Annotated in this window: 12 protein-coding genes; 8 read left to right on the forward strand and 4 right to left on the reverse strand. The window is 45.5% G+C overall.

Annotated elements, in window-relative coordinates; translation table 11 throughout:
• Positions 1-26: 26 nt before the first annotated feature.
• Positions 27-1,169, reverse strand: coding sequence for an SGNH/GDSL hydrolase family protein (locus PN836_RS18380; protein WP_395341136.1), 1,143 nt, complete (start codon positions 1,167-1,169; stop codon positions 27-29).
• A 412-nt stretch (positions 1,170-1,581) separates the two neighbouring features.
• Between PN836_RS18380 and PN836_RS18385 the strand changes: the two genes are divergently transcribed.
• Positions 1,582-2,427: a sugar phosphate isomerase/epimerase family protein gene (locus tag PN836_RS18385; protein ID WP_395341138.1), complete on the forward strand. Its 846-nt coding sequence runs from the start codon at positions 1,582-1,584 to the stop codon at positions 2,425-2,427.
• Between the two features lie 19 nt (positions 2,428-2,446).
• On the opposite strand, the gene PN836_RS18390 is transcribed toward PN836_RS18385, so the two are convergent.
• Positions 2,447-2,848, reverse strand: a complete 402-nt coding sequence (locus tag PN836_RS18390; RefSeq protein WP_395341141.1) for a transmembrane 220 family protein — start codon at positions 2,846-2,848, stop codon at positions 2,447-2,449.
• Between the two features lie 120 nt (positions 2,849-2,968).
• Here PN836_RS18390 and PN836_RS18395 point away from each other — a divergent pair, with 120 nt between their 5' ends.
• The gene (locus tag PN836_RS18395; RefSeq protein WP_395341144.1) at positions 2,969-4,369 is read left to right on the forward strand and encodes a sugar porter family MFS transporter; all 1,401 of its coding nucleotides are present in this window, start codon (positions 2,969-2,971) and stop codon (positions 4,367-4,369) included.
• 63 nt (positions 4,370-4,432) lie between these two features.
• Here the strand turns inward: PN836_RS18395 and PN836_RS18400 are convergent, their stop codons facing one another.
• Positions 4,433-5,614 (reverse strand): XylR family transcriptional regulator, encoded by a 1,182-nt coding sequence (locus PN836_RS18400; protein WP_395341146.1) that lies wholly within the window; start codon positions 5,612-5,614, stop codon positions 4,433-4,435.
• A gap of 148 nt (positions 5,615-5,762) precedes the next feature.
• Here PN836_RS18400 and xylB point away from each other — a divergent pair, with 148 nt between their 5' ends.
• Both xylB and xylA read left to right on the forward strand, forming a co-directional pair.
• Positions 5,763-7,223 (forward strand): xylulokinase, encoded by a 1,461-nt coding sequence (gene xylB, locus PN836_RS18405; protein WP_395341149.1) that lies wholly within the window; start codon positions 5,763-5,765, stop codon positions 7,221-7,223.
• Positions 7,224-7,370: 147 nt separating this feature from the next.
• Positions 7,371-8,684, forward strand: coding sequence for a xylose isomerase (gene xylA, locus PN836_RS18410; RefSeq protein ID WP_395341151.1), 1,314 nt, complete (start codon positions 7,371-7,373; stop codon positions 8,682-8,684).
• 268 nt (positions 8,685-8,952) lie between these two features.
• On the opposite strand, the gene PN836_RS18415 is transcribed toward xylA, so the two are convergent.
• Positions 8,953-10,329 carry a GntP family permease gene (locus PN836_RS18415; RefSeq protein ID WP_395341153.1) on the reverse strand — a complete coding sequence of 459 codons (1,377 nt, stop codon included), beginning with the start codon at positions 10,327-10,329 and terminating at the stop codon, positions 8,953-8,955.
• Positions 10,330-10,428: 99 nt separating this feature from the next.
• On the opposite strand from PN836_RS18415, the gene PN836_RS18420 reads away from it, so the two are divergent.
• The 4 genes from PN836_RS18420 (at position 10,429) to PN836_RS18435 (ending at position 15,817) form a co-directional block, all read left to right on the forward strand.
• Complete coding sequence (locus PN836_RS18420; protein WP_395341157.1) at positions 10,429-10,959, forward strand: gluconokinase; 531 nt, start codon at positions 10,429-10,431, stop codon at positions 10,957-10,959.
• Positions 10,960-11,188: 229 nt separating this feature from the next.
• On the forward strand, positions 11,189-13,279 hold the full coding sequence (locus PN836_RS18425; protein WP_395341159.1) for an FG-GAP repeat domain-containing protein: 2,091 nt from the start codon (positions 11,189-11,191) through the stop codon (positions 13,277-13,279).
• Position 13,280: 1 nt separating this feature from the next.
• Positions 13,281-14,585, forward strand: a complete 1,305-nt coding sequence (locus tag PN836_RS18430; protein WP_395341162.1) for an FG-GAP repeat domain-containing protein — start codon at positions 13,281-13,283, stop codon at positions 14,583-14,585.
• 188 nt (positions 14,586-14,773) lie between these two features.
• Positions 14,774-15,817 (forward strand): MBL fold metallo-hydrolase, encoded by a 1,044-nt coding sequence (locus PN836_RS18435; RefSeq protein ID WP_395341163.1) that lies wholly within the window; start codon positions 14,774-14,776, stop codon positions 15,815-15,817.
• Positions 15,818-15,820 lie beyond the last annotated feature (3 nt).

The raw sequence follows: 15,820 nt of genomic DNA on the forward strand, positions 1-15,820 counted from the left end.
CTCTTTTGTTCTTTTACTAAGAAGTTCTACCAATTCAACCTTTGTCTAAGCGACTGTTCTAGGTCTTGCGCCATCTTTTCGTGCTGCTTTGCAGTTGGATGAGGGTCACAGCTGTCGCCTGGATAATGATTTGCTTTTTCGTAAACTAGCGAATCTACATTGGCCTGTTCAACAACTTCGCTAAGATAGCCTTGAACAACAGTTTTGTTTTGTCGCTCGGGTACGCCGTTATTGAGCATCGCGCCCTCTGTTATCATAATCATAGCCTTGGGATGGACTTGGGCAATGCGCTGCACAAATTGCACATAAGCGGAAACAAACTTGCGTCTGTCTGGGATCCCAGGATTAAAGTCATTCGTGCCAAGGCTAACAATGACAGCTTCGGGTTGATATTGCGCATGATCCCAAGGTGCATCGATATTTTCAAACGGCAAGGACTTTTCAAAAAATGCCGGCGCTTGGATGTCGTCGGGGTTTTCATTCCAGCTTCGTATAATACCTCGTCCACCAAAACAGACTAGATGAACATTTGCGTCAAGCTTTTCGCCAAGCTTGTAGCCATAGCTGCTGCGCGCATCATGACCGTTAATTTTTGTATCGCACTGAGCGCCGCGCGAGACAGCAGCGCCGCAGCTAACGGAGTCACCCACCACCAAAATGTTTCTTGAAGGTAGTTTTGGTGGTGATGCTAGTGCGCCTTGCTCAAGAGTCAATGAGTGAAGCTCATTGATGCTTTGCCAGCTTTCCGAGCGATTGACTAATTGCACTTGGTGCCGTGCTACCGTTTCAGAATAGGTGATGGGATAAGTGTTAAGCTCTTTGGAGATATCAAGGGTATGACTGAATTCGCCGTCGATTACGACGTCAATACGACCACGCCCCGAATTGCTGCGCGCGGTAAGCGTGACTCTTTTGGCGAGCGCATTGAATAACAAAGTGACGCCCGGATAACTCATTTTTATGACTTCACTAGGCGAATCGCTTTTTGCATCGCCTTCATAAGCGTTAATTAGGCTGCGGCCCATCACGTGAATGTTGGGATTATTGGCTATGGCTACGGCATTTGATTCACTTGCATTGCTAGAAGTTGCATTTAGAGCGACATAGGCAAATGCCAATACTTTTAATATGGGGTGTGAGCAACAATTGTGTTTCAAGGCATGCAGCATATTTGGCTCTTTTTCCGCTTTTGCTCAGCGTTTTCGTTAAAATATTGTTACAATTAGACCTAAAAGCGAGACTAATGAGTTAAGAGGTATTCGGTTAAAGATGCTACTAATTCGGCGAAAGAGTAAAGCGATACGCGTGGTCTATACTGCTTTTTAGCACCTGCCACGCATTATGGATTATTGTAAGTTGTTGATATAATTGATTTAAGTATTTTATTAAAGATAACTTTTAAGGTATGTAACGCCGAATACGTCTTAGTCTAAACCGAAATACTGTTAACGGGTTTTGCTTGCTTATGACTACAATCATGATGTTAACAAAATGTATACACCTAGCGAATGATATATGTTTTCGACCATCAGAAAACAGGTACGCAGTAGCTAGGCACTTATCTTGAGCTTTGGAGAGCACATGTTTATTTCTAAATATCTAAAAAACACCCTCGCAGCGTGCATTCTTGCTGGCGTAACTACAAGTGCGTTTGCCCACGAAATGGGTATTCAGGTCTACAGCTTACGAAATCAATTTGAAGCAAACGGGGTTTCCGACACATTTTCGACTATTCAGGGTTGGGACTTAGAGCTGTTAGAAGCGGCTGGAAATTTATACGGCCTCTCAATTTACGATTATAAGAATGAGCTTATCAAGCACGACTTGCAAGTAGTGAGCGTTGACACCAACTACGAAGAAGTTCGTGATAATCCAATGGCGGTGGCTTATAAAGCAGCCTTTTACGGCGCTAAGTTCGCCACTTTCTATTGGATACCTCATGAGGGCGAATTTGGTTATGAGCATACTAAAGAAGCGGTTGAGGTAATGAATAGAGCGGGGAAGATCTTGGCGCAAAATGGCGTGACCCTCCAGTATCATCCTCATGGTTATGAGTTGATCCCGCACGAAGATGGCACTTTGCTTGACTATATGGTGCAAAACGTGACCGAAGCTGATTTCCAAATGGACGTTTTTTGGATTAAAAACGGCGGTGGGGATCCAGTCGAATACCTACAAAAATATCCTGGGCGATTTAGAACACTGCACTTAAAAGACCGTTTACCAGGGACTGAAAATAACACTCGCGGCCAGCAAGATGTTGAAACCAACGTAGTATTGGGTGAGGGTGACGTGGGTATTGCTGCAGTAGTTGAAGAGGCGAAAAAGCAGGGTATTAAATATTATTTCATCGAAGATGAATCGTCTCGGGTGGAGCGCCAAGTGCCAAAGAGCATCGAATATCTTAAGAGTTTAGGTGTTCACTAGTTACAAAAGCGGCTGTTTATCACAGCCGTTTTTTATTGCTGCGTTTACTAACGAGCAAATGCAAAATGGCCCAAACGATTAAGATTACAAGCCCACCAGACTCGTTGGTTTGTTGAACCATTTGCGTACCGGCTTCATTCCAATACTGACTGGGATTAAGCCAATCAAGATGTAAATTACCCTGGTCGTCTTGCATTCTAAACAGCAAGCTTCCGCAGGTAAAACCTAGCCATACATACAGAATGGCGTTTGGAAGTGCGGTGAGTAAAGACGAAAGGTTAATCAGTGCTGCAAAGCCATATAAGACAATCCATATCCAAGCATCATGGTTGCCGTATTGGCTTGCATCGTTGAACTGTAAATAGGCAAAAACGGCAAAAAGAATGGTGCCCAAGCCATAAAACAATTTGGGAAGTGACATCAAAGTTGCTCTACATCGTAGTTTTGTTTTAGCTTAAACATAGCTATTTTAACTTGCAACCAATAGCAGTCCTGCATGATCCAATGCGTGAATCAGGCAGATAGTGAGAAAGGAAGATAAATGAGTACACAACACACCGAAAATACAGGATTCATCATTTTGGTCAGCGTTGTCGCGACCATTGGCGGATTCTTATTTGGGTTCGATAGCGGAGTGATTAACGGCACTGTTGATGGCTTGCAGCAAGCGTTTAATGCCGACAGCATTGGCACCGGTTTTAATGTTGCAAGCATGCTGCTTGGTTGTGCAGTCGGCGCCTTTATTGCTGGTCGTCTCGCAGATTTATATGGAAGACGAACACTGCTGATTGTGGCAGCTGCATTTTTCCTAATTAGTGCTTGGGGTTCAGGTATCGCTGAAAGCTCGGGCGAGTTTATCTTCTATCGTGTTTTAGGTGGTTTAGCGGTGGGGGCTGCGTCTGTTATGGCACCTGCATATATTAGTGAGATAGCACCAGCGCGTTATCGGGGTATGCTAACCACCATTCAGCAAGTTGCTATCATATTCGGCTTGTTTTCGTCATTTTTGAGTAACTACTTTTTAGCAGATATTGCAGGTTCGTCCACCACTGAATTCTGGATGGGATTTGAAGCATGGCGTTGGATGTTCTGGATGGAGATGTTTCCCGCAGTGTTGTTCTTGCTGCTGCTTTTCCTTATTCCAGAAAGCCCACGTTATTTGGTGCTAAGCAATAAGTTAAGTGCCGCTAAAACCGTACTCACTAAACTATACGGTGAGCAAATTGCTCAAACAAAAATCGCTGAAATTGAAGCAACGGTGGCTACTACAGAAGCGCCAAAGTTTGCAGATTTAGTGGATAAAACAAGCAACAAAATACGCCCCTTAGTGTGGGTAGGCATTGGTTTAGCGACCTTTCAGCAGCTTGTGGGAATAAATGTTGTTTTCTACTACGGTGCGGTGCTTTGGCAGGCAGTAGGCTTTTCTGAAAGCGATGCATTGCTAACGAATGTGATAACCGGTGCGGTGAGTATTGTTGCCTGCATTATCACCATATCATTGATTGAAAAAATTGGCCGTAAACCGCTGCTTATGATTGGCTCAATTGGTATGTCGATTGCTCTTGGCATCATGGTGCTGGTATTTGCAACAGCAAAGGTTCAAGCAAACGGCAATCTGGACTTAGGAGATATGGGTCTAGTTGCACTAGTGTCGGCTAATGCCTTTGTTTTCTTCTTTAACATGTCTTGGGGACCGGTGATGTGGGTAATGCTTGGTGAAATGTATCCAAATCAAATCCGCGGGTCAGGGCTCGCGATTGCTGGTGCTGCGCAATGGACAAGCAACTTCTTAGTGACAATGATGTTCCCAGTGATGTTAACCGGTATTGGCCTAGCAGGTGCTTACTCTTTCTACTTTGCCGGCGCTGTCGTATCGATTCTGTTCGTGCTGAAGTTTGTTCATGAAACCAAAGGTATCGAACTCGAGGATATGAAGGGATAGTATTTTTTATCCATTAAAAAGGCCGCAATTCGCGGCCTTTTTTAAACTTTGATCGGCGCTTACCTATGCACTCGCTTTCATTTTATTACGGTTACGATACTCACTGGGGGTGATCCCAAAATGTTGATTGAACACTGCATACAGATACTGCAATGAACGATACCCGCACACCAATGCAATCTCTTTTACGGGTTTGTTCGAATTAGATAAGAGCTCACACGCACGATTGAGTTTTTCCTGGTGAATAGCGGCATGGACGCTGTGCCCACGCTCTTCCATAAAGCGGTTTTCAAGGTTTGAGCGAGAAATACCGATATGATCCAGCACTTGCCCTACTTTAATTCCTCTGCATGCATGCTGACGGATATAGTGCATTGCTTGCATTACATAAGGGTCTTGAATTGATTTGAAATCGGACGATTGACGTTCTACCACACCCACAGGTGGAATGGTGACGCGTCGGTCTTTTAAGTTAGGATTGTCCATGCGCTTGTGAAGCAGCTTTGCCGCTTGAAAGCCCATATCAAAACAGCCTTGCGTGACAGAGCTTAAACTAATGCGCGACAAATTTCTTGCGATGTCATCATCATCAATACCTACAACGCAAATATGATCAGGGACCAGGCGGTTAATGTTTGCACAGGCCTGTAATAAATGTCTCGCTCTGGCGTCTGTCACCGCAACAATACCGATAGGCGTTGGCAAAGAATCAAGCCAATCAGCTAAACGATTCATATTGTACTGCCAAGTTTCTGCGCTCGTTGGCTGGCCGCGGTACAAAGCACACTCGCGAGAATCGGTTTTACATAAATCAAGCATCGCCTGTTCGCGTTCATGCGCCCATAAGTGGCCTTCGTCTACCGGTAAACCATAAAACGCGAAGCGTTCCATACCCTTTTGTTTCAAATGCTCGTAAGCACTTTTCACAATCGCGGTGTTGTCGGTTGCTACGTAGGGCACTTCTGGATAAAGCGATTCGTCCGCGTAGGAGCTGCCAACGCCGACGATAGGGATTTTTATATCTTTGAGAGCTGCGCGTATTTGCGGGTCATCAAAGTCTGCGATGATGCCGTTTCCGCCCCATTCATGTATGTGATCGAGACGACACTGAAAGTCCTCTTCAAGATAAACGTCCCAATCTACCTGTGTAGACTGCAAATAATGTCCAATGCCTTCGATGACCTGGCGGTCAAAAACTTTATTGGCGTTAAACAACAAACTAATACTGTGAGCAGCGGAAAACATGAATACGACTCCAAATCTCCATTTCGTTAAATGGTTTCAACCGGTTAGCCAGAAAATTACGAAATTTAATTGCAAAATTTCGTAATTGTTGGATTTCACTTCATCATACACCATACGTTACAAATTATTAACATAAAATTTAACGAATATGTATATCGGGATTGATTTAGGCACTTCAGGCGTCAAAATAGTGCTCACCCAGCGAAACGGACAAGTGCTTGCAACAACAAGTGCTCCCTTGTCTGTGTCAAGGCCTGCACCTCTGTGGAGTGAGCAAGCGCCTCAAGATTGGGTTGATGCTTTGCATATGAGCATGGGTGAGCTTGCATCTGACCACGATTTACGCCGAGTTGAGGCTATAGGTTTAAGCGGTCAAATGCATGGTGCGGTGCTGCTAGATTCTGACGAACAAGTGATTCGCCCTGCCATTTTGTGGAACGACGGGCGTAGCGAGCGAGAATGCAAGTTGCTGGAGCAGGCCGTACCGAATAGCCGTGATATCACAGGCAATTTGATGATGCCTGGGTTTACTGCGCCAAAGCTTTTGTGGGTCAAAAACAACGAACCAGAAAATTTTGCTAAAGTCGCTAAAGTGCTTTTGCCCAAAGACTATTTGCGATATGTCTTATCGGGGGACTATGCGAGCGATATGTCTGACTCGGCGGGCACTATGTGGTTGGACGTAGGCAAGCGTAAGTGGAGTAAAGAAATACTCGCAGCATGTGCGTTGAACGAAGAGCATATGCCAGCACTTTTCGAAGGTTCGGATATTACTGGGCATCTGTCGAGTGAGCTTGCGCAAAAATGGGGCATGAATGCGGTTCCGATTGTGGCTGGCGGTGGTGATAATGCGGCCGGTGCTGTGGGCGTTGGCTTAACCCAGCCGGGTCAGGCTATGTTATCTTTAGGCACCTCAGGCGTGTATTTTGTCGTTTCAGACACTTACACTAGCAACCCTGAGTCTGCTGTCCACAGCTTCTGCCATGCCTTGCCAAACACGTGGCATTTAATGTCAGTGCTACTAAGCGCTGCATCGTGCGTGAGCTGGTTTGCCGATAGTGTGCTAAAGCAGCCATTGCCTGAGCTATTCGCCGAGATTGGTAAGGATATTAGTGTTAACGAGGATTCTCCTTACTTTCTGCCTTATTTAAGCGGGGAGAGAACGCCGCATAATAATCCGCACGCAAAGGGAAACTTTTTCGGCTTAACGCACGAGAGCGATAAGCAGGCGATGTTCAATGCCGTATTAGAGGGCGTTTCTCTCGCCTTTGCCGATGGGGTTGAAGCGCTGCATGCATCTGGTACACGAGCCGAGGAAATTATGCTGATTGGTGGTGGCGCTAAAAATGAAGCTTGGCGTCAACTGTTGGCGGACGTCATTAATATTCCCATTACCTTTTGCGAGGCGGGAGAAGTGGGGCCTGGTTTGGGTGCGGCGCGTTTAGCGCAATTAGCCGTTGATAAGCAATCATCTTTGGCAGAGATTTGTCAACAGCCTCAGACAATTGCGGTGTATCAGCCAAACGCAGAGCGCCATGCAATGTTTAGCAAGCGGCGGGTGCGCTTCAAGCAAATATATCAGCAGCTTGCGCCCTTGTTTACCCGCTAAGGACAGAGCTTATCACACATGCTCACCGATAGTGAAATGGCCTTGATGTAACCAACGATACGGTATTATCAACGAATAATACTAAGCAGTTTAATTAGAAGTAACGCTCAATACCGGCGCGACATCCACTAACGATTGGAAAAAGTTATGTATTTTAAAGATATTGATAAAATCACTTTCGACCCCTCACAAGTCGAAAACCCGCTTACGTTTAAGCATTATAAAGCTGATGAGCTTGTTGCCGGTAAAACAATGGCAGAGCATTTGCGTTTTGCAGCATGTTACTGGCATAACTTCTGTTGGGACGGTGCGGATGTATTTGGACAGGGCACCTTTGGCAGGGAATGGCTAAAAATTGCTGACCCAATGCAGCAAGCTAAAGCGAAAGCTGACGCTGCTTTTGAGTTTTTCAGCAAGCTTACTGTTCCATACTACTGCTTCCACGATATTGACGTTGCGCCAGAAGGCAATTCAATCAAAGAGTATGTGGCCAATTTTGGTGAAATGGTCGATGTGTTAGAGCAAAAACAGGAAGAGACGGGCCTTAAGCTACTTTGGGGTACCGCAAATTTATTCAGCAATCCACGTTATGCTGGCGGTGCTGCAACAAGTCCTGATCCTGAAATCTTTAACTATGGCGCAACGCAAGTGTTTCATGCAATGAACGCCACAAAGCGCCTTGGCGGTGAAAACTATGTTTTGTGGGGAGGTCGTGAAGGTTATGAAACCTTGCTTAACACTGACCTGCGTCAGGAGCGTGAACAACTGGGTCGCTTTATGCAAATGGTGGTTGAGCACAAGCACAAAATTGGCTTTACCGGTGCACTGCTTATCGAGCCGAAGCCTCAAGAGCCGACAAAACATCAGTATGATTACGATACTGCCACGGTATATGGTTTCCTGAAGCAGTACGGCATTGAGAAAGAGTTTAAAGTGAACATTGAAGCAAACCATGCAACGCTTGCTGGTCACTCCTTCCATCATGAAATTGCGACGGCGATTAGCTTGGGTATTTTTGGGAGTATTGATGCAAACCGCGGTGATGAGCAAAACGGCTGGGATACGGATCAGTTCCCGACTAATGTAGAAGAGCTGACCTTGGTAATGTATGAAATTATCAAAGCCGGTGGTTTCTCAACCGGCGGACTTAATTTTGACTGTAAGCTACGTCGTCAAAGCGTTGATTTGCAAGACTTGTTTATTGGCCATATTGGCGGTATGGATCACATGGCCATTGCGCTTAAAAAGGCTGCGAAAATTCTTGAAAATGACTTCCTAGCCAAGAAAGTTTCCGAGCGGTATAAGAATTGGAATGGCCAATTAGGCAGTCAAATCTTAAAAGGTGAAAGCTCACTTGAAGATTTAGCGAAGTTGGCAGTTGATAATAACATTTCTCCTAGTCATAAAAGCGGTCAGCAAGAAATGCTTGAGAACCGTCTTAACCAAGTTTTGTTCTCTTAAGTTTTAATACCACCCTAGGTGTTTGACCCCGCTTTGGCGGGGTTTTTTGTATGAGGCGTTTGGGCTTTGATGTGGGGGCTAACCTTCAGAAAGTCGCTCTTCGCCATCCTTGGGCGCTTGAGCAAAGACATCCATGTCTTTGCACACTTTCTTAAGGTTAGCCCCCACATCAAAGCCCAAACGCCTCATACAAAGTCTAGAGCTCGTGGTAAAAATAGATTTAGTATGTAAAACAGAAGCTTGCTTCATTCCTTAAACAGGATTCAGGTTAAAATACCAAACTCAACACGCCTGCAAACAAAAACGCAAACAACCCAATTAGCGTCACCATGGGTGTCCATGTGCGAAGCGTTGTTTTTTCGTCCATGCCGAAGAGGCGGCTAACCAGCCAAAAGCCGGAGTCATTGAAGTGGGATAAAACGCTTGCGCCGCCCGCAATAGCGATAACAATGAAACACAAATCAGCTTGCGAGAGCTGGGCTTGCGTGGCGAGCATGGGAGCAACCAAGGCTGCTGTAGTGGTTAAAGCAACGGTGGCCGAGCCTTGTGCTATGCGCAGGCTGGCTGCGATAACGAATGCAGCGACAATGATTGGCATGCCGGTATCGCTTAGCGCATTAGATAATGCATCTCCAATTCCCGTAGCTCTGAGCACACCTCCAAACATGCCGCCAGCGCCGGTGACCAGAATAATCGCGCAAATCGGAGCGAGTGCATCGTTACATAGGTCATGAAGCTTTTGTTTACCTAACTTCGGTAAAAATAACAATAGACATATCAACAGTGTGATGAGCAATGCGATAGGGGTTTGCCCGATCGTTTGAAGCACCATTAGTAAGGTTGATTTGTTTTCAATACTGTAGGCGACGAGGTAAGTGCTGATGCCCGTGTTCAAAAAAATGAGCAACAGTGGCAAAAGTAAGATGCTTAATACTTGGCCTAGCGGCGGCAGACTTTCTGATAGATGAGTGTCATTTGGCGCAGAAGCGTCATTGTGTGAGGCACTAAATAAAGAAGGAAGAGGCACATCGAAGCGCGGCGCAATCCATCTGGCGAAAAGATAACTGCCGAAATACCAAGTTGGAAGCGACACCAGTACCCCCCAAAACAATAAGTTGCCGATGTCTGCACCGAGTAAATCTGCGGCTACCACGGGGCCCGGGTGGGGCGGCACTAGAGCGTGCATTACGGCAAATGCACCTGCAGCGGGAAGGGCGTATAGCAGTACTGAACCTTTAAAGCGTGCAGCAACGCTTAAAATTACCGGCAGCATAACAATTAAACCGGCATCGAAAAAAATAGGGAAACCAAATAGTAGAGAAGCTATACCAAGGGCAAATGGTGCACGGGAAATGCCAAATCGATTGATTAAACTATCGGCTAGCACCTGTGCACCGCCAGTCACTTCTAAAATTTTGCCAATCATTGCACCAAGACCCACTAATAAGGCGACAGATGCTAGCGTTGAACCAAATCCCTGCATCATGGTGGGTACAATATTGTCAATTGTCACACCGCCAAACACGGCAGTAAGCGCGCTAATTAGAATCAAGGCGATAAAAGCGTGTATGCGTAAATAGATGATGCAAATTAATAAACTGACAATAGCTAGCAGGGCAAGAAGTAGAGGGAAATTGGCAAGCACGAGATTTACATTCCTTGTGTGGCAAATTGATACAACTGAAGCGCCAATCAATGTAAACTGAAAATATTTACAAAACAATAACAAACTTGCTTAAGCCTTATGAATGACCACGACCAGAACGATGTGAAAACGATCAAACCGTTGCGGGTACTTGTTATGGGGGTGAGTGGTTCAGGTAAGAGCACCATAGCAAGTAATTTAGCGAAGTCTCTGGACGGTAGCTATATTGATGGAGACGATTTACATCCACAGGAAAATATTCAGAAAATGTCGCAAGGAGAGGCACTTAATGATGAGGATCGCAAACCTTGGTTAAAACAAATTGCCAAGAAATTTGCAAGAGCAAAGCGAGAGAATAAAACGCTCGTTGTCGCATGTTCTGCGCTAAAACGTGCTTATCGCGATCAGCTTCGTGAAGGCGAAACGAATTTATACACGATATTTTTAGATAACGATTTTGATACCTTGGAAAAGCGTATGTCCCAGCGCGCTCACTTTATGCCGACCGCGCTTTTAAAAAGCCAGTTTGAAACGCTCGAGCGGCCAATCAAAGAACCCCGTACCTTGTCGATTAGCAATGGGCAGCCAGTGGAAGACGTTATTTGCAAGATTGTGGCTTGGCTTAGCTGACAAGGCTTTAACGCCAAGTAAAATGTGAATTAATTGTAAATATTAAACATGATAAAGCAAATATCATAACTTTATTTCGAAACTCACTATCACATACTTGTTCATTCATTTATCAGGAGACGCTATGCCTATTCATCAGACAGTATTTCGCTCACGTTTTTCAGTTCTTACATCCTCCTTGTTTCGCGCTTGTTCTCTGACAAATTCACGCCGACTTTTTGGTGCAGGTATGTGTGCTTTTGCACTAACTGCTTGCCAGCCAGCTGCGAATAATGAAGCTGAGGCGATAAGTGAAAGCGAGGCTGCGCCCGATATGGCAATGAATACAAAAGAGCAAGTAGCTAAAAGCGTATCTACCGCATCAGCAATGCCTGCGCTTGATTGGCAATATATTCAAGTGGATGACAGTAAACAAATGTGGGGTGATTGGGCCGAACCAGAATGGCTGCGCTATTTTGGACTTGCTGCTGGCGATGTGAACGGTGACGGTTTAATGGATATTTTGTCAGGTCGTTATGTGTATCTTCAAAAAAATAGCGCGACAGGTGTTCCCGCGAGTCAATGGCAACGACTGGATTTAGGGGACAATGTTGATGGAATATTGATTATCGATGCAGACGGTGACGATAAGCTCGATATTATTGCCCAAGCGCTTCCGCAGCTGTATTGGTATGAAATGAATGATGAGGGTGGCTTTACTCGCACTAATATTGGCGAAGTGCCTGCTACCACACATGTAAATAGCCAAGGCTTTACGGTTGCAAATATAGTTGGTGACCAGAGAAACGAATTTATCATTGCCGGTAACGGCAACTTGTTCGCGTTTAAGGCTCACTCAAACGACGATGGCAGCGTTAGATGGCAAAAACAACTGGTTGCTGCAAACACCTCTGACGAAGGTATTGGCGTTGGCGATATAGATGGCGACGGTGACATTGATTTAGCCGCGGGTCGGCGTCCAGAGGGCGATCCAGAGCCTAAAGAAGTGCTTTGGTATGAAAACCCAGGAAACATGGACGGACAATGGCAATCCCATTATGTCGGAAAAGGCTCCCATCCCATCGACCGTGTTGAAATTGCAGATCTCAATGGTGACGGTTTAGGGGATATCGTTTTCACTGAAGAGCGCTACCCCGGTCTTGAGCCAGATGCACAGATGGTGAAGTTTGTTCAAACTAGCGATGGTGCGTGGGAGCGTGAAGTATTGGTCACGCAGTTTTCGATGAATAACTTAGATATTGGTGACGTTGACCAAGATGGCGATTTAGATTTAATTACTGCTGAACACAAGGGTGAAGTTTTAGAAACGGAGCTTTGGCAAAACGACGGAAACGGTAACTTCACTCAATCTGTGATTGATACCGGTAAAGAGAGCCACTTAGGTACGCAGCTGGTTGATATTGACGGTGATGGCGATTTAGACATTATCAGCGCAGGCTGGGATCAGCATCAGTTTGTGCATATTTGGTTAAATCCGGCTATATCCAATATATCTATTAGTGAAGTTGAGCATTTAGAGCGCGCGCACTTTCTAGTGAAAACGCCCAGCGCCAGTTATTTACTGGATAGAGCAGGTGGCGGTTTTTCAAGCATCATTGATGTAAGGGGGAACGATTGGGTAAATTTTAAGATGCAGCCGTGGGGGGATTACCCTGCGGCTGCTGCCGGTGCGTTTAGAGGGATCCCCAACGCGATTCATGACCCCAACAACGACCGCGGTCAAAAGGCCGATAGCGGCGCGGGCCATCCGGGCTTTGACACTATGCAAACTTCGCAAGTTGATGAAAAACGTGTTGTCAGCACCAGCGCTAGCGGCAATTGGCAATGGCAGTATTCCTTTTATCCACAAGGCGTGAAGATGCAGATATTGAAAGCCCCAGCAGATGTTCCATACTGGTTTTTGTACGAGGGAACGCCAGGAGGTGTATATGATCTTAGCCAATCTACTTACGGCACGAACACCCTTGGCTTTCAATCTGACACGCCGGACTTTTATCAAGGTAGCGTAAAAGAAGGGGAATTTGATTGGGCATACTTTTCGCACTCAAGTGTTGAACAGTCTTTGTATCTTGCCCAGTTAACTGATGATAATGCCCCAGATGTAATGTCATATTTAGGCAATACGCAAGCCGGTGCAAACAGTCCTGACGGGATGGTGGTGTTTGGTTTCGGCAGAGATGGAAGCGGCGCACCAGGCTTAATCGGCAAGCAAAGCTTTCTATTTGGTCTAGCGCCTCTGGGTGTAAGCGATACACAGGCTCATGAAGACATTACACGGTTTATTAACCAACAAGTTTCCTACTATTCAACGGAGTCCTAATATGCAGTTCAAAACACCTCTTACGATTATAGCCAGCGCGTGTTTGTTGGCTGCCTGTCAGCCGGCGCAGGAGCAAGAAGCCGAACCAAGTTCTGCACAAGACCTGCAGGCCGAACAAAAGAAAGCTGAAGTTGAGGCGATGGCTACAACGGCGGCAAATGCGATCATTGGCGTTGATTTTGTTGACCGCAAGGTAATTGGCGACGCCAAGTTTTTCTGGGCGCACACAGCGCGCGATATCGATGGTGACGGTCTGGCAGATTTAGTCTTTATTAACAATAACGCAAGTGGTGGCTCACTTGGCTATTACAAAGGGCAGCGCGAAGAAGGAATGTGGGAGAAGATCATTATTGCTGATGTGCCTCCTACAGGTGGTTTGTTCGCCGGTGGCGATTTAGAAGTCGCCGATATTGACCAAGATGGTGACACCGATGTTGTGGGTATTAAGCACCCAGGCGAATGGACTGATGCCAGCGCCACAGCAGAGATTTTCTGGTATGAAAATACGGGTGAGGGTTGGAACCCACATTATATAGGTGACGTGCCAGATGCGGTGAAAGACGTCAATTTTGCGGATTTTGACCAAGACGGTTTGCTCGATGTTGCACTATTGACCTTTGATTCACACACGCTAAGCATTTTCAAACACCATGACGCTGACAATTGGGAGCGTGTGCAGTTCATTCAAGATGAAACCCTGCACGAGGGCATGGATATTGGTGACTTCAATGCCGATGGCTTCAAGGACATTGTTGCTAATGCATATGTGTTTTACAACCCGCAAGGTAACATCACTGAAGACTGGGCGATGCAAAACTTGGATGAAAAATGGAATAATCAAACGGGTGACTGGTCAAGAAACGGCACTAAGACCTTTGTAACTGATGCCGATGGCGATGGCGTTGACGATATATTCATGTGTCATTCAGAGCGAGCGGGATATCCGCTAGTAAAATACACGGCAACGCAGCAAACGGATGGGCTCCCCAACTGGGAAGAAAGTGAAATTCTGCCAGAGATAACCGCATGTCATACGCTTCAGGTATATGATTTCAATCTAGATGGCAAAAAAGACATTTTAACCGGCATTAACTCAGGTCGGGCAGTAAATTTAGATTCGACTAATTTCGATGTAAGCCTGCTTGTAGGTGATGGCGCATTGTATAGTAAATCGCAAGTGCTAAGCGCAGAAGGCATATACAACGGCGTAGCCATTGATTTTGAAGGTGACGGCGACATGGACTTTTTCCGCTACCCAAATCACGAGTCTACGGAATTGTTTTTGTACGAAAATCAAACTAAATAGGCTCTGGGAACCACGCAAACCTGCACTGCCTAAAGATTGAACCACAGTTGAGATGTATATAATTCATCACAGATATCCCTAAGTATTCATATTGATGAATTGCCAAAGATGGCGCTGGTCGGTAACACTAGCGTCATCTTTTTTTGTGTTGTATTTCGTGTAAGACATGTCTTGGAGAATAAGTAGCGATGACTGATCCGGTTGAGGCAAACGTATCTGAAATAATACCGCTGGACTTAGCTTTGCCAAGCACCGGACAACTGCGTGAAGTTGACGCTGATATTTTCTGGCTTCGAATGCCACTTCCCTTCGATCTTGACCACATTAATTTATACTTGATAAAAGATGGGGATGGCTACGCGGCAATTGATACTGGCATTGGCACCAATACAACAGAGCTTATATGGGACCAGATTTTCAGCGAATTTAATATTCGCTTAAGCAAGATCATTGTCACCCACATGCATCCTGATCATATTGGGATGGCGGGCTATTTATCCGAGCGGTTCAAAGCCCCACTGTATATGACAATGTCGGAGTACTTCGTTGCTCGCGCTATTGTAGCTGGCGGCAGAGGAGCCTCTGACTGGCATGACAGAGACTATTTAAACAAGTGCGGCATGAGCGAAGAATATATTAATAACGCGATGTCGGGAAGAGGGGGAATCGGAAAAGTTGTACGTCCCATTCCACTTGGATTTAAGCGTTTAAATGCTGACAGCTGCATTAGCATTGGTGATTATCAATGGCGAATAATGATTGGACGTGGGCACTCCCCAGAACACGCCTGTTTATATTGTGAAGATAAGAAGATATTGATTTCAGGTGATCATGTTCTGCCAAATATATCGCCTAACATTGGTGTGTACAGCACAGAGCCTGATGCAAATGCGCTTAATCTATACTTACAAACATTGCCGCAATTTAAGGCCTTACCCGCTGATACTCAGGTTTTACCCTCACATAAACTGCCCTTTACTGGTTTGCATACACGGGTAGACGAATTGATTGCGCATCATCAAAGCCACTTAGCCACGTTGTTAACGCACTGCGCTACACCTAAAACCGTTGAGCAATGTTTGGCAGTACTTTTTAAACGCAAGTTGAACCCTCACAACATGTTTTTTGCTATCGCAGAAGGCTTAGCGCATCTTAACTATTTGTATTATGAGGGGAAGATGTCGCGGGAGTTAAATTCACACAGTCAATGGGTATTTAAAGCGATTGTGTGAGTG

It is taken from the genome of Ningiella algicola, from assembly GCF_028401415.2.
Classification (GTDB): domain Bacteria; phylum Pseudomonadota; class Gammaproteobacteria; order Enterobacterales; family Alteromonadaceae; genus Glaciecola.